This is a genomic window from Zunongwangia sp. L-65 (assembly GCF_056859415.1).
The window spans coordinates 25,516-47,856 of the sequence record NZ_JBSXOK010000040.1; the positions used below are offsets into that span (position 1 = coordinate 25,516).

The window sequence follows — 22,341 nt, forward strand, 5'->3', positions numbered from 1 at the left end:
AGTCCTTTTCAGTTTACACTTAAAAGGACTTTATATATAACTAAATACAATGATGACTTTTAAGTGCATATTATGCTACGCAAACACATCGATTTACACCACATCACTTTTGTATTTACAATAATTTTCATCTTTAATATTTAAATTAAATATCACTTTTATTACGCGTGTAGTCCACATTCTCTATTGGACAATACTTTTGTCGGATCAAAATATTTATGCTCATTAGGAAGATTATACTCTTCTAAATAAAGATCCAGTTTTTCATCACTCCAATGATAAAAAGGACTTACTTTTAAAAGACCATCCTTACTGTAGCTAAGAATATCGATACTATCACGGAAAGCAGTTTGCCCTTTACGGAGATTGGTAAACCAGATATCCGGCTGCTGCTCTCTCATCGCTCTTTGAAAAGGTTCTAATTTTACCTGACGGGTAAATTCATCGTGATCTGAACTATCTACCTGCGGAATTCCACCAAACATCGCATCACGATAGGCAGCAGTTTGCTTGGGTATATAAATTTTAACATTTAGATCCAGAATATCAATCACCTCTTTAGCATGCTGATAGGTTTGCGGAGTATTATAGCCGGTATCACACCAAACTACCTGAACATCAGATTTAATTTTAGAAACAGCATGTAAAATAGCTACCTCGTAAGGTCTAAAATTAGTTGTTACTACGGGGCGCTTACTGTTTAAAATTACCCACTGGATAATTTCTTCAGGGCTTATACCTTTTAATTGCTGATTAAGGATTTTTAGTTCTTTATCTGTATACCTTTTCATAATCTTATCTTTCCTGAAGTCCACTTTTTTCTTTTAATTCTTATCAACCTATTATCCTATAGATTTAGTAGGTTATTAAAACAAAAGTAATCTTCATTTTCTTATACACCAACAATTTGTTGATTATTTTTTGATTTTTAACATTTTACATCACAAAATACCATTAAGCCAGATCGGCCAGGGTATTTTCGCCAAGTACATTTAAGGTGCTATCACGAACCTGGATCATTAATTTATGAACAGAGCAGGTTTGCTCCTCTGGGCAGTCTTCACACTTTTCGTAATAATTAAGACTTACACAGGGCACCATTGCTATAGGACCTTCTAATACTCTAATGACTGCGGTCATTTTAATATCTTGTGGTTCTTTAATTAGATAATAACCTCCGCCTTTTCCTTTTTTTGAACCTAAAAAGCCAGATTTCCTGAGTATTAATAGAATACTTTCCAAAAATTTGAGCGAGATATTTTCACTCTTGGCAATTTCTGAAGTTTGCACAGGATTTCCTTCTGGCTGCCTTGCTATAAAAGTTAAGGCCTTAATTCCGTATTTTGTTTTCTTTGAAAGCATACGGCGAAGATAAATAATTTTAATTTTTCAACTTCGCCATACACTTTTTCAAAATTCATTCAATTTTAAAGAACGTATAATTGGATAGTCGCAAAGCTCTATCTTAACTCACAGCATTTAGGATAAAGCTTGTTTAATATCTTCAATAATATCATCGATATGTTCTAAACCAACCGAGGTCCTTATTAGTCCATCGGTTATTCCTACTTCTAATCTATCTTCTTCGCTTAATTTACTATGAGTGGTACTTGCCGGATGCGTTACAATACTTCTAGTATCCCCTAAATTTGCACTTCTGGAACACATTTTTACTGAATTTACAAATTTTCTACCGGCATCGATCCCTCCTTTAATTTCAAAAGAAATAATATTTCCTCCTAAACGCATTTGTTTTTTTGCAATCTCATATTGCGGATGCGATTTTAGGAATGGATATTTAACATGCTGAACATTGGGATGGCTTTCTAAAAATTCGGCTAATTTTAGTGCATTTTCAGAATGTTTTTCTAAACGCACGGCTAAAGTTTCCAAACTCTTTGAAAGTACCCAGGCGTTAAACGGACTTAGTGCGGGACCGGTATTTCTGGAGAACAAATAGATCTCCCGAATAAGATCGGCATTTCCAACCGTAACTCCGCCTAAAACCCTTCCCTGGCCATCTATCATTTTTGTAGCCGAGTGGATCACCAAATCTGCACCATATTTAATAGGGTTCTGAATATAAGGTGTGGCAAAACAGTTATCGATCACCAAAATCAAGTTATGCTTTTTAGCAATCTTACCTAAAAGTTCTAAATCGATAATATCTACACCAGGATTTGTTGGTGTTTCAGCAAAAATAATTTTGGTTTCAGGTTTAATTAAGCTTTCAATTTTGTCTACTTCATTAACTTTAAAATAGCTATGCGAGATATTCCACTTCGGAAAAAATTTAGTAAACAAAGAATGAGTACTCCCAAAAACCGATCGTGCTGAAATTATATGATCGCCGGCATTTAATAAAGCTGCAAGTGAAGAAAACACGGCACTCATTCCGGTAGCAAAAGCAAATCCAGCTTCTGCTCCCTCCATTTTGGCTATTTTTTCGACAAATTCTGAAGTATTAGGATTCGAGAACCTGCTATAAATATTCCGTTCTTTTTCTTCGGAAAAGGAAGCACGCATATCTTCGGCATCTTCAAAGATATAACTTGAGGTTAGGTACAACGGGGACGAATGTTCTAAAAACTGTGAACGTTCTATCTGCGTACGTATAGCTTCGGTTTCGAAATGTGGAGTAGACATACTGTAAGGGTTTTATATCTTTTAATTACTAGTAATTCTATTGAGTAACTATCCAAAAGTACTCAATATATTATTCTCATTTTATTTTTGAAAATACCAATTTAAGATCTTCTTTTAAATCCTCGATATCTTCCAGACCTACAGACAAACGTATTAAATCTTTAGAAACACCGGTCGATTTTTGAGCTTCGTCATCAAGTTGCTGATGGGTGGTACTGGCAGGATGGATAATTAAAGATTTGGTATCACCAATATTGGCCAGTAAAGAAAATAATTTTGTTTCGTCTGCTATAATCTTAGCTGCATCATATCCTCCTTTCACACCAAAAGTAACGATACCACTCTGTCCTTCTGGCAAGTACTCTTTCGCCAGCTCGTAATAGGGACTATCACTTAATCCCGGATAATTTACCCAGGTTACCACTTCTTGTTGCTGCAGCCACTGCGCCAATGCCAAAGCGTTTTCGCTATGCTGTTTAATCCTTATTTTTAAAGTTTCCAGCCCCTGTATGATCTGAAAAGCATTAAACGGACTCAAGGCTGCACCGTGATCACGCAATCCTTCTACCCTCACCTTAGCAATAAAAGCCGCATTGCCTAAAGCTTCGTGATATACCAGGCCATGATATCCTGGTGAAGGTTCCGTAAATTCAGGGAAATTTCCACTCGACCAGTCAAAAGTCCCTGCATCGATTATAGCACCTCCTAAAGAGGTTCCGTTACCACTAATATATTTGGTTAAGGATTCTATGACGATATTGGCACCAAATTCAATTGGCTTTAACAAGTAAGGTGTAGCGACCGTATTATCTACAATAAATGGAATCTTATGCGCTTTCGCCTGTTTAGCGATATTTTTTAAGTCTAAAACATCTAATTTGGGGTTTCCAAGAGACTCTGCAAAAATAGCTCTGGTATTTTCCTTAACCGCTTCTCCAAAATTCTCTGGTTTTGATGGATCTACAAAAGTGGTGGTAATTCCGAATCTTGGTAAAGTAACACTTAGCAGGTTATAGGTACCTCCATACAAACTGCTGGAAGCTACAATATGATCGCCTGCTTTTAATAGCGTTAACAGAGTAGTATTAATAGCAGCTGTTCCAGATGCGGTGACTACTGCGCCAATCCCTCCTTCTAAAGCAGCTAGCCGTTGTTCTAAAATATCGTTAGTAGGATTATTTAATCGTGTATAAATGTAGCCCGGTTGCGCCAAGGAAAATCTCCCGGCTGCCTCATCTGAGTCTTTAAAGACATAAGATGTAGTTTGATAGATAGGTACTGCCCTTGTTCCTGCGTTATTGGCGACATCGTGACCTGCATGTAAAGCGTTTGTAGCAAATTTATTTAAACTCATTTTTTTATTCTTTAAGATTCATAAGCGATCTCCCTTTATCAGGCTATTGCCCGGGAGATCTTATTCGATTAACCTTTCCTGTTTGGGCAATAGCAAATCATGCTTTTATTTGTCATCATTTGCAGTATTAAAATTTATGGCAAAAAAAAGCCGCTGTAAAATACAGCGGCTCATTTTGCAAATTATAGTTTTAATTTTAAGCAATAGCGCGCGCTGCGGAAATTCTCCACATCATAAAGCGCATCATATTGTTTAAAATCATTTCTCTCATGTTTTCGTGATACAAAGATAAATGCGAAAATAATTCAAAACCAAAATTTTTTGAGTAAAAAATTTAAATATTAATATGTAGTGAGCTAAGAATTAACTAAAAACAGGCTTAATATGATACCGAAACCTCAGTAAAACAAGCGATATGCTATGAATTTAAACAAACTAATTATTTTAATAAAAAATCCATTCCCAGATTTCAAACTAAAAAGAAGTTAAAGAAAGTTGGAGTAAAAACAATTTTTATACATTTGTAGCCAGATTAATAACAGGGAAAGATTTGACTGATTGCAACCCTAATACTTCTAATCATTTTAGAAGTATGCCAAAGAAAATAATTTGGTTAAAATGCTAAAGCAGTAATACTTTTATAGTCTGCCTTTACGTCAAATTTATCCCTTCTTTTTATAATATAAAGCGTAGATTTATGGCTTACTTATTTACTTCAGAAAGTGTTTCTGAAGGACACCCAGATAAGATTGCAGATCAGATTAGTGATACTTTATTGGATAATTTTCTGGCTTTTGATGAAGAATCAAAAGTAGCCTGCGAAACTTTAGTAACAACAGGACAGGTAGTATTAGCCGGCGAAGTTCGCTCTAACACGTATCTGGACGTACAACAAATCGCCCGTGACGTAATCAATGACATTGGATACACAAAAGGTGCTTATCAATTTAGCGGGGATTCTTGTGGTGTGATTTCTTTAATCCACGAGCAATCACCAGATATTAATCAGGGTGTAGACCGTGCTACCAAAGAAGAACAGGGGGCTGGCGACCAGGGAATGATGTTTGGTTATGCTACTACAGAGACCGCTAACTTTATGCCTTTGGCTTTAGATATTTCTCACAAAATGGTGTACGAACTTGCTGAGCTAAGACGCGAAGGAAACGAAATTCCTTATTTACGCCCAGACGCGAAAAGCCAGGTAACTATCGAATATAGTGATGACAATATTCCCCAGCGCATCGTAGCCATCGTACTTTCCACACAGCATGACCAGTTTATGGAAGATGATGAAGAAATGCTGGCTAAAATCAAGAAAGATATTATTGAGATTTTAATGCCACGTGTCATTGCACAGCTCCCTGAATATGTTCAGAAATTATTCAATAACGATATTAAATACCATATAAATCCTACTGGAAAATTTGTTATTGGCGGGCCGCACGGTGATGCCGGGCTGACTGGTAGAAAGATTATTGTAGATACTTATGGTGGTAAGGGTGCTCACGGTGGTGGGGCTTTTTCTGGAAAAGATCCAAGTAAAGTAGACCGCTCTGCAGCATATGCTTCAAGACATATTGCCAAAAATCTGGTGGCCGCCGGTGTTGCAGACGAAGTTCTGGTTCAGGTTTCTTATGCTATTGGGGTGGTAGAACCAACCTCGATCTCTGTAGATACTTATGGAACTTCTAAAGTTAAAATGAGCAATGGCGAGATTGCTAAAAAAGTAGGTGAAATTTTTGATATGCGTCCTTTTGCTATTGAAGAGCGCTTAAACCTAAGAAATCCTATTTACCGTGAAACAGCTGCTTATGGCCACATGGGTAAAGAACCTAAAAAGGTAACCAAGATCTTTAAAAGTCCTTATAACGGAGAAATTAAGAAAGAAGTTGAACTATTTACATGGGAAAAATTAGACTATGTAGATAAGGTAAAAGATGCTTTTGGATTATAGGTATTATACCTAAAATCCAAAAGCTTATTGGCACCTCCAATAGAGGATACCAGAGGATACCACGATACCGATAATTAGTCACCGGGAAGCTCTGAAATTGTAAAAGATTTTCTGGTCCACTCCTCATGGACATACTGCTAATTTATAGATTTGAATAGCTTATGAAATTACTTGGAATCAATAAAAATTTAAAATATTACCTATCAAATGATATTAAAGCATTTTATTTTTCTCCAATTTTAGCCTATGTAAAGTATAAACTAGACGAAGACTGGGATGATTATAACGAGTTTTTTCATGCGTGCCGCCTTTTCGAAAATTTAAAGAAAAACGATAAGCTTAGCATCGATTCACATTTACTATTTAAAAACGATCATTTGATAGGTTGCGCATTTATTGTGCGTGGTAATATCGCAGATAACGAAGGACGATATAGGATTATTGAGGAAAAAACGGCTCTTCAAATCAAATACTTTCACATTACCGAAAAAGGTAAGGGATATGGCAAAAACTGATTAAAAGAAATAATAATTCCATATTATTCGGAATTAGAATACAAAAGGATTTATGTAAATTCCAGTCACCCGCTTTCCTTCGCTTTCTACGAAAGATTGGGGGAACAAATTGCCAATTATACACAACCTAGCGATAATAATCTATTTGAAAGAAAAGGTGCAAGTTTTCTCATAAATTTAGAGTATCCTAAATAAGTAGTTACTAAAATAAGCCGTAGCCCATATAAAATTAGATTAACAGTAATAAACTAGCAAAATCCCCTCGTCATAAGGGGATTTTTTATTACACCTACTTTTTTTATTAAAAATATTAACGTTTATTTGAGAGATTATTAACATTTTTATGAAGCGCTTACAATCAATCTGCACGTTTATCACGTGTATTTGGCTATGTGCTGTTTCAGCACAAAGTAATCAGGTCTTTCAATCAAAAACACCAGACTGGGTTACTCCCATAGAGGCTAAACTCTCTTCAGAAAAAAAAGAACTCGATAATGCTCCTTTTCTTTATCTGCTTGTCGATTCACAATACAATTTAATTGAGCAAAAGGCCTATCGTCACATGGCTTTTAAAGTTCTTAATAGTGAAGGTGTGCAGGAAATGAGCGATTTCACTATTGAATTTGATCCTGATTTTCAAAGCTTGTTTATACACAAAATCAATATTTACCGTGAAGGAAAAGTCATTGACCAGTTAGATTTAAACCAAATTAAAACCGTACAGCGTGAAACCAATTTAGAGCGGCATTTATATGATGGCTCCCTTTCTGCTCTTTTTAATCTAACAGACGTAAGAGTAGGCGACATCATTGAATATAGCTATACGCGCCAGGGATTTAACCCTGTTCATCATGGAAAGTTTTCTACAGAAGAGTATTTGGAATATTCGCTTCCCGTGGTATATATCTACGGAAGATATATTGTTCCTAAGACAGAACCCCTAGAGATCAGATTTTTTAACGGAAATACTAAACCCGAAATTACAGCGCATGCAAACCATATAGAATATGTAGTAAAAAACGAAAATCCAGAAACCACTCTTTACGATGCAAACGTACCAGTTTGGTATGATGCATCGCAATCTTACCAGATCTCCCAGTTTCAATCCTGGAATGATGTGGCTAAAAATTATAATCAGTATTATCAAATATCAGCTGCAGATAGAAACTGGTTACACGCAAAGGCCAAAGAAATTGTGGAAGCCGATACCATTTTCGATGATCCCATTGTTCCGTTAGTTAGGTTTGTTCAGGATAAAATAAGGTATTTAGGTTTCGAAAATGGCTTAAGCTCCCATAAATCCAGTAATCCTAAAGATATATTTAACCGCAGATATGGTGATTGTAAAGACAAATCCTTTTTGCTGAGTGAACTTTTAAAGACCTATCAAATCGATGCGCACCCAATTCTGGTAAATTCTTCTTTAGGAAGTACTATAAACAAAGATTTACCATCTCCAAATTCTTTTGATCATTGCATTGTGCAGTATAAAAGATTCAATAAGGATTATTTTATTGATCCCACGATAAGCAATCAGGGCATTGATGCTGAAGAAATCTTCACACCAGATTATGGGTACGGACTTATTTTAGATGATAACACTACAGCACTTACTAAATTCGAAAAAACTGATTACGGAAAAGCCAATATCACTGAAACCTTTATTATCGATTCTATTGGAGGGTCAACACGACTTAAAGTAGAAACGGTTTATACGGGTTCTAAAGCAGATAATACCAGGGCCGAATTTAATGCGAACGGTTTAAGCAGTATTCAAAAAAGCTATCTTGATTTTTATAGTCTTGCTTATAATGATATCGAAGTAGCTCAAGATATGTATTTTAAAGATGACCGTAACCAAAAGAATACCTTTACGGTCTACGAAGAATATGTAATCCCTAATCACTGGGCAGCAATGCCAGAGGATCCCGAGCAGATCTATTCAGAATACTACGCATTGGCAATCGATAATTTTATGTTTCCGCAGAAAACTGCAAAACGTAAATCTCCTTATTATATTAACGAAAGCACTAATATCGATTATAATATCGTCATTTTAACCCCTGAAAAATGGAGCATTAAACCCGACTATTATAAATCAGACAATCCTTATTTTGAATATACCTACACAACCAAATATTCGAATGCCAGGATTGACCTTATCCATAAATACAAAGCTTTAAGTGATCATGTACCTGCTGAAGATTATTCAGAATTTCTAAAAGCACACGAAAAAGCCTCGGAAAATATATCGTATTACCTTACCTATAATACAGGAATGGCTCAAAGTTTAGCCGCTACGGGTGATTCTGATATTTCCTGGTTTGCAGTTATTTTATTTTTAGTGGTATTTACCGGTGTGGGATTTCTATGTCGTTTAATTTATACCAACTACGATATTCCGTCAAAAGCACATCCAGATGATCATCGTCCCATTGGGGGTTGGTTAGTTTTAATAGCAATAGGGCTTTGTATTTCTCCAATACTTAGCTTCTTTCCTATGATCAGCAATGATTATTTCACCTCTAATTATTTTTCACTTTGGTCCACCGGGAATGAAGCTTTAGTATTACTTGTATTTTTTGAAGTTATTTTCAACGCTGCTTCGATTGCTTTTAATATTTTAATATTGATCATTTTCTTTAAAAGAAGATCAATCGCTCCAAGACTGATAATTGCCTTTTATGCCTTTAATCTTATAGGCTTAAGTATAGATGCTCTGGCGGCATCAACTATTCCATCTATACAGTCTATAACCGCGACTACAGACATCTACGGTGAAGTACTAAAATCATTAATCAGCTGCTTGATATGGATTCCTTATTTTATATATTCTGAACGAGTTAAGGATACTTTTGTAAATACTTATAAAAAGCACAACACAGCAGCAAATGAAATTGAAAACATGGATCTAATTAAAGATTAGGGTTAACTATTTAAAATACAAACCCAAAACGACCAAAATCCCCCAAATAGCTTCAGGGGATTTTTTAGTTTAAAATATTCCTATCATCTCCTTTTCGATTTTATCCTTTTCTTCGGAAACCTTTAACAGCAGCGGGGCTTTTTAATCCTTAAATTTAGAATGATAACAAAAGCAATCCCATGTCCTTTTTCAAAAAAGTTAGAAACACGGTAAACCTGTTAAAGTCGGTTGATATGGATCAACTGGCAAAAATCAACCAACAAATTGATTTATCTGAAGCCATGAAGACTTTAGGTAAATTAGATGAGCGCCAACTTGCCGGACTCATGAAAATGTTAAAAACAAAGCGTCACAAATCGCAAAGTGACCTCCCTCCTATAGATGGCGATTTTTACAATCTGGATTACAAACTTACCAAAGAACAGCGTGAATTGCAGATGAAAGTACGTAATCTTATGGAAGATGAGATTAGGCCTTTAATCAATGATCACTGGAATCGTGCCAAATTCCCATTCGAGATCATCGAAAAATTCAAAAAACTCAATATCGCCGGTATTCCTTACGAAGGCTATGGTTGCCCTAATCTTCCATTTTTAATGGAAGGGATTATTGCTCAGGAAATTGCCAGGGTAGATGTTTCTACCTCAACTTTCTTTGGTGTTCACAGTGGCTTGGCTATGGGCTCTATTTATTTATGCGGTAGCGAAGAACAAAAGCAAAAATGGCTTCCGCAGATGCAAAAACTAGAGAAAATTGGGGCTTTTGGATTAACCGAACCTAACGTAGGCTCTGGTGTGGCCGGTGGCTTAGAAACCACCTGTAAGTTTGATGGTGAAAACTGGATTTTAAACGGACAAAAAAAATGGATTGGTAATGCCACTTTCGCCGATGTGATTATTATTTGGGCACGTGATGAAGACAGCAACCAGGTGAAAGGATTTTTGGTAGAAAAAGACAATCCAGGCTTTAGAGCTGAAAAAATGGAAGATAAAATGGCGCTTCGTATCGTACAAAATGCCATTATCACGCTTACCGATTGTAAAGTTGCAGAGAGTGATCGATTACAAAATGCCAACTCGTTTAAAGATACCGCAAATGTATTGAGAATGACGCGTGCCGGTGTGGCCTGGCAGGCAGTGGGCTGTGCTCGTGGTGCCTATGAAAGTGCTTTAAAGTATACCCGCAAAAGAGAACAATTTGGGCGACCAATTGCATCCTACCAGTTAATACAAAATCATTTAGTAGAAATGGTTTCTAACCTTACCGCTATGCAAACCTTATGTTTTAGACTTTCAGAAATGCAGGACCAGGATATGCTAACAGATGAACATGCCTCTTTAGCCAAAGTGTATTGCAGTATGAGGATGCGTGATGTGGTAAGCCGGGCTCGTGAGGTCATGGGTGGTAACGGAATTTTACTAGAACACGATGTTGCTCGTTTTGTAGCCGACGCCGAGGCTATTTATAGTTACGAGGGAACCAAGGAAATAAACTCATTAATAGTGGGTAGAGCCATTACAGGCTATAGTGCTTTTGTTAGCTAACAATCAAATTAAAAATCAAAACCCTAGATAGGGTAAAAAATTAGAATTAAATGTCAGTATTAGTTGTAGCTCCCGGGAGAGATGTATCCCACTGGGTAGAAACCCTTAAAAGTCAACATCCGGGAATGAATGTTTATGTTTATCCTGAAGATCATGATAATGAAGAAGTAGAATTCGCCATTACATGGAAGCATCCACGCGGACTATTCAAAAACTATCCGAATTTAAAAGTTGTAGCCTCCATGGGAGCCGGTGTGGATCATATCACTTCAGACCCTGAATTTCCGGAAGATGTGAAAATCACAAGAGTGGTAGATAAACAATTAACCAGTGATTTAAGCGAGTTTGTTCTGGCCCTGGTACTAAATCATACCCGACACCTTTCGGCCTATAAACATCAGGAAAAAGATAGTAACTGGAATGTGCTAAAATATTGTCGCAATAGTGATATGAAAGTTGGAATAATGGGAATGGGCGTTATTGGTACTGCCACAGCTCAGCTTTTAGCCAAAAATAACTTTAAAGTCTCAGGTTGGTCCCGTACAGAAAAAGATTGTGAAGACATCACCTCGTATTACGGTGATAATAGTCTGGAAGATTTTTTACAAGCCTCTGAAATTTTGATATGCCTTTTACCGTTAACCGATGCAACCAGCGGAATTTTAAATAAAGAATTGTTTGAAAAACTTCCAAAAGGAGCTTATGTGATCAATGTTGGTCGTGGGGAACATTTAGAAGAAAACGATCTTATAGAAATGATCGATAGTGGGCATCTTGCCGGTGCTGCTTTAGATGTTTTTAAAGAAGAGCCTTTACCAGAAGACCATGCTTTTTGGGAACATGAAAGAATCACCATTACTCCACATACCGCAAGTTTAACCGAAGCTGAATCTGTTATCCCTCAAATTGTAGAAAATTACGAACGTTTTCAGGATGGCGAAGAACTTAAAAACCTGGTAGAACAGGATCGTGGTTATTAATTACTTAAACTATGCTCATCAAAAATATCCTAGTGGCTGTAGATTTTAATGAAGCCGTTGGCGAAATGCTCACCTATGCTGAACATTTTGCTGAAAAATTCGAAGCAAAAGTATGGCTGGTTCATGTAGCTGAAGCAGATCCCGATTTTGTGGGCTATGAAGTTGGGCCACAATATATTCGCGATACCAAAGCTGAAGAGTTTAGACAGGAACATCGAATGCTACAACAGCTTTGCGATTCATTTATCCAAAATAATATAGATTCTGAAGCACTTCTAATTCAAGGCTCTACCGTTGAAACTATTTTAGAAGAAGCCAAAAAACTGAACACGGATATGTTGATTGTTGGCACCCACAAGCACGGATTCTTTTATAATCTTTTTGCAGAAAGTGTCGCTATGGAAATTCTAAAGCAATCAAAAATCCCAGTGTTTACGGTTCCTATTGAAGAGTGATAATTCATCTAAAAGATTTTTTACTACTGCTGAAATTGGTTATTTTTCGAACCAATTTCAGCAGTTATTTTTATGGAAGTTTTCACCAAAGAAAGATTATTACAAGTACACGAGCGTATCTCTCCCTACATTCACGAAACCCCAATTTTAACTTCACGCTTAATTAATGAAATTGCTGATTGCTCCATCTATTTTAAATGCGAGAATTTTCAAAAAATGGGTGCTTTTAAAATGCGTGGTGCCACCAATGCTATTTTACAGCTTAGCCAGGAAGATCAGAAAAAGGGAGTAGTTACGCATTCTTCAGGAAATTTCGCTCAGGCATTATCTTTGGCCGCTAAAAGCTTAGGAATTACAGCCTATATTGTGATGCCCTCTAGCGCTCCACAAGTTAAAAAAGATGCTGTTAAAACTTACGGCGGAATAATCATTGAATGCCCACCGACTTTAAAAAACCGTGAGGAAACCGCTCAAAAAATCGTTGAGGAAAAAGGGGCTACATTTGTACATCCTTCTAATGATATCGAAGTGATTTTAGGACAGGGAACAGCTGCTTTAGAATTGCTTCAAAAGCAACCTCATCTTGATCTCGTGATTACCCCTATTGGTGGTGGCGGACTTATAGGCGGTACTGCACTGGCTGTAAATTTATTTGCTAAAAGTGCAAAAACCATAGGCGCTGAACCTTTTGAAGTAGATGATGCCTATCGCTCGCTAATTTCAGGGACAATTGAAACTAACCAGAGTACAAATACCATCGCAGATGGATTAAAAACGCAGCTTGGCGACCAGAACTTCCCGATCATTCAAAAACACGTGGAAGAAATCATTAGAGTGACGGAAGAGGAGATCAAAAATGCGCTAAAATTAATATGGGAACGCATGAAAATTATAGTAGAACCATCCAGTGCTGTAGCTTTAGCAGCCGTTTTAAAAGAACCCGCTAAATTTAAAAACAAGCAAATTGGTGTAATCATTTCTGGCGGAAATGTAGATTTTAATCAAATCCAGCTATAAGCGAGGATAATTTAACAGCTTGTTTAAAGTAATACTATACTTGAACCAAATAATAATTTTCAACATTTACTCTTACCTAATTTAGCTTAAAATAAAAATTCAAATGAAAAAAATATTAATTTTAAGCGTAATGGTCTTATTAGGCTGCGTTACTGTTTCAAACGCACAAATCCAAGAAGGTAACTTTATGATTGGAAGTGACTTTGGTAGCGGACTCATCAACCCGGGAAATAACAGTATCCTTGGGTTAAACTTTGGGTTAAACGATGGTGCCGGATATAATTTGGGATTGAGTCCAAAAGTAGGGTACTTTGTGCGAGATAACTTTATGTTAGGTGCAGTAGCAAATATTGGTTTTACTAAATCTCCAGAAAGCAGTGGCTCTACTGAAACCACCGTTTACGGTTTTCAGGCGCTATCCCGTTATTATTTAAGTCCGGGTGAAAAAGGAGTCGATAATCTTTTAAAACATGGACGATTTTTTATAGAAGCCAATGCAGGTATAGCAGGAGTAAATGTGGCTGGTGGTGCTACTACTAATGGTTTTGCCTTCGGTGTTGGCCCGGGATATTCTTATTTTATTACAAATAATGTAGCCTTAGAAACCAATTTAAAATATAATGGTTTAGTAGGCGGGGGAAATACAACTTATCAAAATGCTTTAGGATTAAATTTTGGTGTTCAGGTATTTATACCATCTTCTCGAGCTAAAGAACTTCGAGATAACCCTGATATGAGATAGTTATCTTACAATATACTAAGTGCGGGCTGTCTAAAAATGACTTTTTAGACAGCCCTTTTTAATTATTTTGATTTCTCAACACACTTATCGTGACCAACATTTGTCCGATATGTCTTTGGCTATGTTCTGCGGCGTGAAAGTATAGCCCAATAAGACTAGAGGGTAATTGCTTTCTTCCAACTGTTCGTTTTTGTGTAAGCTTTTCTTCAGCGGTGTTCTTAAATATGTCTATGGCCTGCGCTACTTTTTCAGTAAAAGCCTGAGTCAAATGATCAATTTTAATTTCTGGAATTTCTGCACCTTCATTCCTAAGATATTCAAACTGTTTTTCAGAAAGTTGCTGTTCTTCCGCATAAGTTAACATTCGATCTAAAACTCCGGTGATATGTTGTAAATGAAATCCAACACTGGCTCTTCCAGCCGGTCGCTTCCAAAGTAAAAACTCGGGAAAACCCTCCGTATATTTAAACACCTCCTCTTTAGACTGTAATAGCGCATGTGCGGCCGGTTGTAGTAATGTCGAAATACCCGGCAGCTCCCCTCTTAACCAGACTTCAGGTTTCTTGTTGTTCATCATAACTCTTAAAAATGGGATAAGTTTATTTCTCCATAAAATTTACTATATCTATTTTGATTAATAAACCTATTTTCAACAAAATTTAAACTTGACCAAAATAGCAGAAGACTGTAAATAAACGACCTCAGGCCACAATCATCAACTATTAATTATTTTTTTCCAGGCATCCCGATCCCGCTATCTTGATGAGAACAGAGCATTATCACGTTAACTATGTTACAACATCAAATAGTTTATGATTTCTTTAAAATTAATGTGCTAAAAAATATACGTTATTTAATAGATTAAACTCAGCCTTACTTATAACCATGGAACTTTACATTACAGCGGCGATAATTTTTATTGGGATTTTTCTTTTTATAAAGGATTATTTCTCGATCGATACCACCTCTATTCTTATCATGGCGCTTTTTATTGTAAGCGGAGTTCTTAGTCCTGAAGAAGGTTTTTCCGGGTTTAACCACCCTGCTACTATTACGCTGGGCTGCATGTTTGTGGTGAGCGCTGCTATTTTTAAAAGCGGGATCATCGATAGCTTTAGTGATAAGATCATCAGGATAGCAAAGATAAATTACGTTTTTGCCCTCATGATCTTTTGTTTTTCTGCTGCCTTATTTTCAGCATTTATAAACGATACCGCTGTAGTAGCTATATTAATACCAATGGCCTTACTGGTTTGTAGAGAAACCGGCATAAACCCCTCTAGGTTATTAATTCCTATTTCTTTTTCGGCATTATTTGGCGGCACCTGTACTTTAATAGGCACCTCAACAAATATTTTGGTAAGCGGAATTGCTAAAAAAAGTGGATTGGAGCCCTTTAATATGTTCGAGTTTACACTACCTGCTTTATGTTTACTTGCCATTGGTTTAACCTACCTTATTATGGTAGGTCCCTGGTTATTACCTAAACGTGCGGGAGCTCATGAAAGTGGTCTTACCAAAGAAGCTCAAAATTATTTAGCAGAAGTTGTTTTAGGCAAAGACAGCACAGATGTAGACCATGCTATCGTACAATCGAAACTGGTAAGCCAGTATGGCGCTCAAATCCTGTCGATTAAAAGAAACCATCATCGTATGTATGAAATCAATGGAGATACGATATTACGCGCTGAAGATTCCATGAAAATTTTGATCGATCCGCAACACCTTTCACAATTGATGGATAAGGGTGGGTATACCTTAATAGGTGATAAAACAAATCTTCTGGAGTCCGAAAATAAAAAAGACAATAAGGACGAAAAAACGATCTATGAAGTAATGATCCCTTATGGTTCTCCCTTAGCCGAGCGTTCTTTGCGACAACTAAATTTCAGAAATATTTACTACGCATCGGTATTAGCCCTTAGGCACCGTAAAGAAATTATCACACAAGATTTTTCAAACGTGGTTTTAAAAGAAGGTGATATGCTATTGCTATATGCCGCACAAAAAGATATTCAGGCCTTAACCTCCAGAAAATTAATGGTGGTGTTATCTAATTACCAGGCTAAAAAAATAAATTATAAAAAAGCGATCCCGGCTTTATTGATCACCCTTGGGGTAGTTTTATCTGCCGCACTAAATCTAACCTCTATCTTAATTAGTGCAATGGTTGGTAGTTTATTATTAGTTACGACCTCTATTTTAAAACCAAAAGAAGCTTACGATGCTATAGAATGGAAAGTTATTTTTATGATGGCCGGGGTACTCTCTATGGGAAAAGCTTTAGAAAAAACCGGAGGATCTGAATTGATATCGCAGTTTATCTTCGAGCAAATTGGCGATCTTAACCCTAGCATTATATTAAGTTTGGTTTTTCTTATTACCTTTCTATCTACAAACATACTAAGCAGTAAAGCCGCAGCCGCATTAATGGCTCCTATTGTTATAAGCCTTGCCGGCGCTTTACAGTTAAGCGAAAAACCATTTTTAATTGGAGTGATGTTTGCCTGTTCATTAACTTTTATGACACCGGTTAGCTATCCAACAAACACTATGGTCTATGGTGCTGGAAACTATAAGTTTAATGATTTTTTAAAGTTTGGAACACCATTAAATTTTATTATTTGGATTGCAGCATCGTTTATTATCCCGGTGTTCTTCCCTTTTGAAGTTTAATTTTTGAAGCTTTTAATTATGAGAAGAGTAAAACTGAGTAATCCTTTTAAAACAAGAATCATTGATGAGAAACTTATCAGGGAACATCTTGCTTTAGAAAGGACAAAACTTGCAAACGAACGGACGCTACTCGCGTACATCAGAGCTTCACTATACTTACTTATAGGTGGGCTTGCGCTCCTCCAAATTAAAGAATATCCCGAATTACATTGGTTGGGATACGGTGCATTTTCAGTAAGTATTATATTTTTGTCGGTAGGGATCATACGGTACATTCACCTAAATAGAAAACTAACCCGACTTTTACGTCCCGAAACAACATCTGAAAATAACGAATCTTAACATCTGTTTTGCTACAGTCTATTTTTCATTACTCCATGCATTTTTTAGCGATAGGAATCATCGCTTATTTTTTTGATAAAAAAACCTGGAAACAAAATTGGATTATATTGGCTGTCACCATGCTGGTGGATATAGATCATATCTTTGCCAGTCCTTTTTTTGACCCTAATCGCTGCGGAATTGGTTTTCATCCCCTCCACTCCCAAATTGCAATTATCTGTTATATTTTAGGAGCTGTTTTTTTAAAAAAAGGAATTTTTAAACTGATTTTTATAGGCTTATGCTTTCACATGCTAACCGATTTTATAGATTGTTTATGGACATTCTCCAAATGCGGAGACTGTTATGAAAATTCAGCTTTAAAACAACTCATTTCAAATAGCATGTAAAAAACAAAAGCCGTTTTTAAGAAAAAACGACCTCTGCATCTTCAATAGAAGATAAAACTAAGCAACTTTAAATCTAATTTCCCTTTTTATAAAATTATATGCCGGTTATCGAATTTGGCCATTTTAAAGTCTATTTTTAGTCAAAATGTTCTCTTTGACTGCATTATTTTTATCCTTTACTTGTTAGGAAGGATTGAAGTATTCCTGTTCTTCTTTGGTCAGCATACGTGATTTTATGATAAACCTTTTTCCTTTGGGTATTTCTAGAGAAAAGCTCGCACCTCTACCTGGTGTTACATCTACAGTAAGATGCGTATGTTTCCAATATGCGAATTGATCATGACTCATGTAAAAAGGTACCTCCCCTACTTCCCCCAAATAAATATCATTATCATCCAGATAAAAATCTTCTTTGGGTAGCAGCATTGGTGATGAACCATCACAACACCCCCCGCTTTGATGAAAAATCACCTTGCCGTGCGCTGCTTTAAGTTTTTCTAACAACACTGCAGCCTGTTTGGTGATATCTACTCGTTTATAATTCATATTTTAAAAGAATCCCAGTTTATTCTTATCGTAAGAAATAAGCATATTCTTAGCCTGACGATAATGATTAAGCATCATTAAATGATTTTCGCGACCAAAACCAGATTTTTTATAGCCGCCAAATGGTGCGTGTGCAGGATAATCATGATAGCAATTCACCCAAACACGACCTGCTTTTATCGCCCGCGGGATTTGATATAATTGGTGCGCATCCCGCGTCCAGACTCCGGCGCCTAATCCGTAAAGGGTATCGTTGGCAATTTCTAAAGCTTCTGCTTCGTCTTTAAAAGTACAAACCGAAACTACCGGACCAAAAATCTCTTCCTGGAAAACCCGCATTTTATTATGTCCCTTTAAAATTGTGGGTTTTATATAAAATCCGTTCCCCAAATCGCCATCCAGTTTTGCAGCTTCTCCTCCCGTTAAAACTTCGGCACCTTCCTCTTTACCTATATTTATATAGGATAAAATTTTCTCATACTGATCATTCGAGGCCTGGGCTCCCATCATGGTATCGGGACTAAATGGATCACCCATTTTTATAGCTTCAGTTCTGGCAATAACCTTTTCGATGAAGGCTTCATAAATATCCTCCTGAATTAATAATCTGGAAGGACAGGTACATACCTCTCCCTGATTTAGAGCAAATAATACGGCACCTTCAATACACTTATCTAAAAACTCATCATCGTGATCCATAATGCTATTAAAAAAAACATTAGGTGATTTCCCTCCAAGTTCCATCGTTACCGGATGCAGGTTTTTAGAAGCATATTGCATAATTAACTGCCCGGTAGTGGTTTCTCCCGTAAAGGCTACTTTATCTACGTTGGGACTGGAAGCTAAAGGTTTACCGGCTTCCGGCCCAAAACCATGAATCACATTAAATACCCCTTTAGGCAATAAGTGCCCTACTTTTTCGGCAAATATTGTTGCTGAAACTGGAGTTTGTTCTGCCGGTTTTAAAACGATACAGTTTCCTGCTGCTAAGGCAGGAGCCACCTTCCAGGCCATCATTAATAATGGGAAGTTCCAAGGTATAATTTGAGCAACTACTCCTAAAGGTTCCTGAATAATTAATGAGAGTGTATTTTTATTTAATTCTGAAGCACTACCTTCCTCAGCCCTAATTACTGAAGCAAAATATCTAAAATGATCTACAGCCAAAGGCAGATCGGCATTTAAGGTTTCACGAATCGCTTTCCCGTTATCCGAAGTTTCGATCTGGGCAAAATATTCAAGGTGCTCTTCTAAAATATCGGCTATTTTCTGAAGAATCGCCGAGCGCTCCGCAACTGAGGTATTTCCCCATTCTTCTTTAGCAGCATTAGCAGCTGCAATCGCATTTTTAACATCTGCATCTTTAGACCTTGGGAACTTTGCAATAAGCGAATTATCTACTGGAGAATGATTATCAAAATACTCTCCATCGACAGGTGCTATAAATGCTCCGTTAATGTAATTGCCATATTTTTCCTGGAATTTTGGTTTAGAATAACTCATAATAACTATGCTTTTAATATTTAAACTTAAAACTCCATAATTATTTGCTTTAAAAATTGAACTTTCCTATTTTTAATTACTACATTACTATCAATTTAACAATTATAACAAGTTTGAATTATAATCTTTTAAAATACGAAAGTTCAAGAAAGCTACAAACTTTCATTGAAAACCGGACGATCTACAGTGCTGATTATGCAGAACTTAATGTTTTTGAAACGCAGCAAATCGCAAAGAAAGTCGACTTGCAATTTTCGTATCCTATTATTGCCAGTATGCTTTCTGGAAAAAAGATTATGCACTTAAAGCACCGTAATCCATTCGATTTCTTTCCTGGCGAAAGTGTTGTGTTGCCTTCCAACGAAAAAATGATTATCGATTTCCCTTTAGCAACCACAACGGCTCCTACCCGGTGTTTAGCCCTGGGAATTCATCCTGATAAAATTCAGGAAACCGTGCGTTATTTTAATGAAAACACCAGAATAGAGTTTGAAAATGACAACTATGATCTTCAGGGAAATTCTGCTCATCTTGAAAATAACATACAGGTCCAATATGTTTTGGATCGCATTTTTAAGACCTTTTTAAGTGATGAAAAAGCCAAAGATGTTTTATTGGATCTTATGGTAAAAGAACTGGTGATTAGGCTACTTCAAACCAAAGCGAAATTAATGTTACTGGATGATTCTTCGCTTTTTGATAATAATCGCATGGCTTTTATCGTGAAATATATGCGTGAAAATTTATCCAAAAACATCTCGGTAGATCAACTCGCGGCAAAAGCCTGTATGAGCAGCTCAAATTTCTACAAGACCTTTAGAAATACACTGGGTGAAAGCCCAATTGATTATTTAAATACCGAGCGTATAAAATTCGCGAAGAAGTTAATTCAGCAAACTACAGATAAGCTGGCCGATATTGCATTTCAGGCTGGATTTAACAATGTAAGCTATTTTAACCGCCAGTTCAAAAAGCTGGAAAGCATCACCCCCAATCAATATCGAAAAAATGTAAGAGCTAACAAGTATGTCTCTTAAACTACCTCAGGACGGCCCACTAGGTATTATATTAGAAAATTATTATTCTCTAGAGCTATCAATATCCCGATAGCAAGGAAACGGGAATTGGGCAAAGCATTTAACCTGGATTTACCGGATAAAGTTTAAAAAAAACTTAAAATTATCGCATTTTTATATTAGATACTTAAGTTTCTATACCTTAGACATCAATAATTTAAATTTCGATAAAAGGAATTTAAATTGTTGGATTATTGTATTTTGTAAGAATTAGTGGACTTTGTAAAAAGTATGATGAAGTAAATCTTGTATCTTTACACCCTAAAATTTTATCCACACAAACTAAGCGAAGAATAAATATTATGCATGTAGCGATTGCAGGGAATATTGGAGCCGGTAAAACCACGCTAACAAGATTACTCGCCAAACATTACAAATGGGAACCCCATTACGAAGACGTTCTGGAAAATCCTTATCTTGAAGATTTCTACAATAAGATGGAACGTTGGTCTTTTAATCTGCAAATCTATTTTTTAAACAGTAGATTTAGACAAATATTGCAGATTAGGGAAAGTGGTAAAAAGATCATTCAGGATCGTACTATTTATGAGGATGCTTATATTTTTGCTCCTAACTTACATGCTATGGGTTTGATGACCAATAGGGATTTTGAAAATTATCGCTCTTTGTTCGAACTTATGGAAAGTGTAGTAAAGGGACCGGATTTGCTTATTTATTTAAGGAGCAGTATCCCTAATTTAGTTGCCCAAATACAAAAAAGAGGAAGAGATTATGAAAACTCAATTTCTATCGACTATTTAAGTCGGCTTAATGAGCGCTATGAGGCCTGGGTTCACGATTATGACAAGGGAAATTTGTTAATCGTTGATGTAGATAATATTAACTTTGTAGACAACCCGGAAGATCTTGGCGACATTATTAATAAAATTGACGGAGAAATAAACGGATTATTTTAAATTTTAGATTATGGAATCTACTAAACTTAAGCGACCTAAACATAAAGGCTCCCCAAAGCTTTTTGAAAACCCTATGTTAGAAAAATTAACGCATACGCACATTTCTGTACCGTTAATTATTTTCTTTGTTACATCGGTAGCACTTATCTACTACGGTATTTTTGAAAAAGGCTTTAGAACACCTGAAATATTAGCATGGTTTGCCGGCGGATTATTATTTTTCACTTTAATTGAATATCTAGCACATCGCTATTTATATCATATCCCGGCCACTACACCAAGAAGGCAAAAAATATCGTATACCATGCATGGTGTTCACCATGATTATCCAAAAGATAAATCGAGACTGGCTATGCCACCTGTACTAAGTTTAATCGTAGCTTCTGTTCTATTTATAATTTACAGAGCAATTTTGGGCGATTATGTATTTGGATTTTTAGCGGGATTTTTAGTGGGGTACGCAGGTTATCTTGCCGTACACTATTCGGTACATGCTTTTAAAGTGCCTAACAACTTTTTAAAAATTTTGTGGCATCATCATAGTATTCATCATTATCGTGAACCAGACCGGGCTTTTGGCGTATCCTCACCATTTTGGGATCATATTTTTAGAACAATGCCAAGACAAACACCCGCCAGCGACAGAACTGCGGTAGGAAAAAGTATAGACGATGAGAATATGGGAAAAGCGCATGCACATTAGATCTTTTTTATTTAGATCTTAAAAATAATAAAGCCAGATGATAAAATCATCTGGCT

The 22,341-nt window shown here is 36.4% G+C and carries 21 protein-coding genes; 14 read left to right on the forward strand and 7 right to left on the reverse strand.

Features of this window, described 5'->3' with window-relative positions; all coding sequences use genetic code 11:
- Positions 1-161: 161 nt before the first annotated feature.
- From AC13DP_RS04010 to AC13DP_RS04025, 4 genes are all read right to left on the reverse strand, one after another.
- Complete coding sequence (locus AC13DP_RS04010) at positions 162-791, reverse strand: phosphoadenosine phosphosulfate reductase domain-containing protein (protein ID WP_483067344.1); 630 nt, start codon at positions 789-791, stop codon at positions 162-164.
- Between the two features lie 163 nt (positions 792-954).
- A complete protein-coding gene (locus AC13DP_RS04015; RefSeq protein WP_483067345.1) occupies positions 955-1,362 on the reverse strand; it encodes an RrF2 family transcriptional regulator in 408 nt (135 codons plus the stop codon).
- 117 nt (positions 1,363-1,479) lie between these two features.
- Positions 1,480-2,646: a trans-sulfuration enzyme family protein gene (locus AC13DP_RS04020; protein ID WP_483067346.1), complete on the reverse strand. Its 1,167-nt coding sequence runs from the start codon at positions 2,644-2,646 to the stop codon at positions 1,480-1,482.
- Between the two features lie 76 nt (positions 2,647-2,722).
- Positions 2,723-4,000 carry an O-acetylhomoserine aminocarboxypropyltransferase/cysteine synthase family protein gene (locus AC13DP_RS04025; RefSeq protein WP_483067347.1) on the reverse strand — a complete coding sequence of 426 codons (1,278 nt, stop codon included), beginning with the start codon at positions 3,998-4,000 and terminating at the stop codon, positions 2,723-2,725.
- Between the two features lie 697 nt (positions 4,001-4,697).
- On the opposite strand from AC13DP_RS04025, the gene metK reads away from it, so the two are divergent.
- The 8 genes from metK to AC13DP_RS04065 all read left to right on the forward strand — a co-directional run bounded on the left by metK (position 4,698) and on the right by AC13DP_RS04065 (position 14,133).
- Complete coding sequence (gene metK / locus AC13DP_RS04030; protein WP_483067348.1) at positions 4,698-5,954, forward strand: methionine adenosyltransferase; 1,257 nt, start codon at positions 4,698-4,700, stop codon at positions 5,952-5,954.
- A gap of 161 nt (positions 5,955-6,115) precedes the next feature.
- Positions 6,116-6,469 (forward strand): hypothetical protein, encoded by a 354-nt coding sequence (locus AC13DP_RS04035; protein ID WP_483067349.1) that lies wholly within the window; start codon positions 6,116-6,118, stop codon positions 6,467-6,469.
- Positions 6,470-6,812: 343 nt separating this feature from the next.
- On the forward strand, positions 6,813-9,395 hold the full coding sequence (locus tag AC13DP_RS04040) for a DUF3857 domain-containing protein (protein WP_483067350.1): 2,583 nt from the start codon (positions 6,813-6,815) through the stop codon (positions 9,393-9,395).
- A 179-nt stretch (positions 9,396-9,574) separates the two neighbouring features.
- Positions 9,575-10,939, forward strand: coding sequence for an acyl-CoA dehydrogenase family protein (locus AC13DP_RS04045; RefSeq protein ID WP_228251569.1), 1,365 nt, complete (start codon positions 9,575-9,577; stop codon positions 10,937-10,939).
- Between the two features lie 50 nt (positions 10,940-10,989).
- The gene (locus AC13DP_RS04050; RefSeq protein ID WP_013073034.1) at positions 10,990-11,919 is read left to right on the forward strand and encodes a 2-hydroxyacid dehydrogenase; all 930 of its coding nucleotides are present in this window, start codon (positions 10,990-10,992) and stop codon (positions 11,917-11,919) included.
- An 11-nt stretch (positions 11,920-11,930) separates the two neighbouring features.
- Entirely contained in the window at positions 11,931-12,374 is a 444-nt protein-coding gene (locus AC13DP_RS04055) for a universal stress protein (RefSeq protein ID WP_228251570.1), read from the forward strand.
- Between the two features lie 72 nt (positions 12,375-12,446).
- On the forward strand, positions 12,447-13,391 hold the full coding sequence (locus AC13DP_RS04060) for a pyridoxal-phosphate dependent enzyme (protein ID WP_013073036.1): 945 nt from the start codon (positions 12,447-12,449) through the stop codon (positions 13,389-13,391).
- Between the two features lie 103 nt (positions 13,392-13,494).
- Positions 13,495-14,133, forward strand: a complete 639-nt coding sequence (locus tag AC13DP_RS04065; RefSeq protein WP_013073037.1) for a hypothetical protein — start codon at positions 13,495-13,497, stop codon at positions 14,131-14,133.
- 58 nt (positions 14,134-14,191) lie between these two features.
- On the opposite strand, the gene AC13DP_RS04070 is transcribed toward AC13DP_RS04065, so the two are convergent.
- Entirely contained in the window at positions 14,192-14,710 is a 519-nt protein-coding gene (locus AC13DP_RS04070; RefSeq protein WP_013073038.1) for a DinB family protein, read from the reverse strand.
- A gap of 308 nt (positions 14,711-15,018) precedes the next feature.
- Here AC13DP_RS04070 and AC13DP_RS04075 point away from each other — a divergent pair, with 308 nt between their 5' ends.
- From AC13DP_RS04075 to AC13DP_RS04085, 3 genes are read left to right on the forward strand one after another with little or no spacing between them, the layout of a single operon-like run.
- A complete protein-coding gene (locus tag AC13DP_RS04075) occupies positions 15,019-16,809 on the forward strand; it encodes an SLC13 family permease (protein WP_013073039.1) in 1,791 nt (596 codons plus the stop codon).
- An 18-nt stretch (positions 16,810-16,827) separates the two neighbouring features.
- Entirely contained in the window at positions 16,828-17,151 is a 324-nt protein-coding gene (locus AC13DP_RS04080; protein WP_013073040.1) for a DUF202 domain-containing protein, read from the forward strand.
- Positions 17,152-17,159: 8 nt separating this feature from the next.
- A complete protein-coding gene (locus tag AC13DP_RS04085; RefSeq protein WP_083759790.1) occupies positions 17,160-17,540 on the forward strand; it encodes a DUF6122 family protein in 381 nt (126 codons plus the stop codon).
- A 183-nt stretch (positions 17,541-17,723) separates the two neighbouring features.
- On the opposite strand, the gene AC13DP_RS04090 is transcribed toward AC13DP_RS04085, so the two are convergent.
- Positions 17,724-18,086 (reverse strand): DUF779 domain-containing protein, encoded by a 363-nt coding sequence (locus AC13DP_RS04090; protein WP_013073042.1) that lies wholly within the window; start codon positions 18,084-18,086, stop codon positions 17,724-17,726.
- Between the two features lie 3 nt (positions 18,087-18,089).
- The gene (locus AC13DP_RS04095) at positions 18,090-19,589 is read right to left on the reverse strand and encodes an aldehyde dehydrogenase family protein (protein WP_013073043.1); all 1,500 of its coding nucleotides are present in this window, start codon (positions 19,587-19,589) and stop codon (positions 18,090-18,092) included.
- A 113-nt stretch (positions 19,590-19,702) separates the two neighbouring features.
- On the opposite strand from AC13DP_RS04095, the gene AC13DP_RS04100 reads away from it, so the two are divergent.
- The 3 genes from AC13DP_RS04100 to AC13DP_RS04110 all read left to right on the forward strand — a co-directional run bounded on the left by AC13DP_RS04100 (position 19,703) and on the right by AC13DP_RS04110 (position 22,285).
- Complete coding sequence (locus tag AC13DP_RS04100; protein ID WP_228251574.1) at positions 19,703-20,626, forward strand: AraC family transcriptional regulator; 924 nt, start codon at positions 19,703-19,705, stop codon at positions 20,624-20,626.
- 341 nt (positions 20,627-20,967) lie between these two features.
- A complete protein-coding gene (locus AC13DP_RS04105) occupies positions 20,968-21,582 on the forward strand; it encodes a deoxynucleoside kinase (protein WP_041580086.1) in 615 nt (204 codons plus the stop codon).
- 10 nt (positions 21,583-21,592) lie between these two features.
- A complete protein-coding gene (locus AC13DP_RS04110) occupies positions 21,593-22,285 on the forward strand; it encodes a sterol desaturase family protein (RefSeq protein ID WP_228251575.1) in 693 nt (230 codons plus the stop codon).
- The last annotated feature ends 56 nt before the right edge of the window (positions 22,286-22,341 follow it).

Bases quoted from the DNA above. Each gene is read 5' to 3' on its own strand.
- AC13DP_RS04090 (WP_013073042.1), bottom strand. From the start codon at position 18,086: ATGAATTATAAACGAGTAGATATCACCAAACAGGCTGCAGTGTTGTTA.
- AC13DP_RS04015 (WP_483067345.1), bottom strand. From the start codon at position 1,362: ATGCTTTCAAAGAAAACAAAATACGGAATTAAGGCCTTAACTTTTATA.
- AC13DP_RS04080 (WP_013073040.1), top strand. From the start codon at position 16,828: ATGAGAAGAGTAAAACTGAGTAATCCTTTTAAAACAAGAATCATTGAT.
- AC13DP_RS04070 (WP_013073038.1), bottom strand. From the start codon at position 14,710: ATGATGAACAACAAGAAACCTGAAGTCTGGTTAAGAGGGGAGCTGCCG.
- AC13DP_RS04055 (WP_228251570.1), top strand. From the start codon at position 11,931: ATGCTCATCAAAAATATCCTAGTGGCTGTAGATTTTAATGAAGCCGTT.
- AC13DP_RS04075 (WP_013073039.1), top strand. From the start codon at position 15,019: ATGGAACTTTACATTACAGCGGCGATAATTTTTATTGGGATTTTTCTT.
- AC13DP_RS04020 (WP_483067346.1), bottom strand. From the start codon at position 2,646: ATGTCTACTCCACATTTCGAAACCGAAGCTATACGTACGCAGATAGAA.
- AC13DP_RS04110 (WP_228251575.1), top strand. From the start codon at position 21,593: ATGGAATCTACTAAACTTAAGCGACCTAAACATAAAGGCTCCCCAAAG.
- AC13DP_RS04040 (WP_483067350.1), top strand. From the start codon at position 6,813: ATGAAGCGCTTACAATCAATCTGCACGTTTATCACGTGTATTTGGCTA.
- AC13DP_RS04035 (WP_483067349.1), top strand. From the start codon at position 6,116: ATGAAATTACTTGGAATCAATAAAAATTTAAAATATTACCTATCAAAT.
- AC13DP_RS04095 (WP_013073043.1), bottom strand. From the start codon at position 19,589: ATGAGTTATTCTAAACCAAAATTCCAGGAAAAATATGGCAATTACATT.
- metK (WP_483067348.1), top strand. From the start codon at position 4,698: ATGGCTTACTTATTTACTTCAGAAAGTGTTTCTGAAGGACACCCAGAT.
- AC13DP_RS04050 (WP_013073034.1), top strand. From the start codon at position 10,990: ATGTCAGTATTAGTTGTAGCTCCCGGGAGAGATGTATCCCACTGGGTA.
- AC13DP_RS04105 (WP_041580086.1), top strand. From the start codon at position 20,968: ATGCATGTAGCGATTGCAGGGAATATTGGAGCCGGTAAAACCACGCTA.
- AC13DP_RS04065 (WP_013073037.1), top strand. From the start codon at position 13,495: ATGAAAAAAATATTAATTTTAAGCGTAATGGTCTTATTAGGCTGCGTT.
- AC13DP_RS04010 (WP_483067344.1), bottom strand. From the start codon at position 791: ATGAAAAGGTATACAGATAAAGAACTAAAAATCCTTAATCAGCAATTA.
- AC13DP_RS04025 (WP_483067347.1), bottom strand. From the start codon at position 4,000: ATGAGTTTAAATAAATTTGCTACAAACGCTTTACATGCAGGTCACGAT.
- AC13DP_RS04060 (WP_013073036.1), top strand. From the start codon at position 12,447: ATGGAAGTTTTCACCAAAGAAAGATTATTACAAGTACACGAGCGTATC.
- AC13DP_RS04045 (WP_228251569.1), top strand. From the start codon at position 9,575: ATGTCCTTTTTCAAAAAAGTTAGAAACACGGTAAACCTGTTAAAGTCG.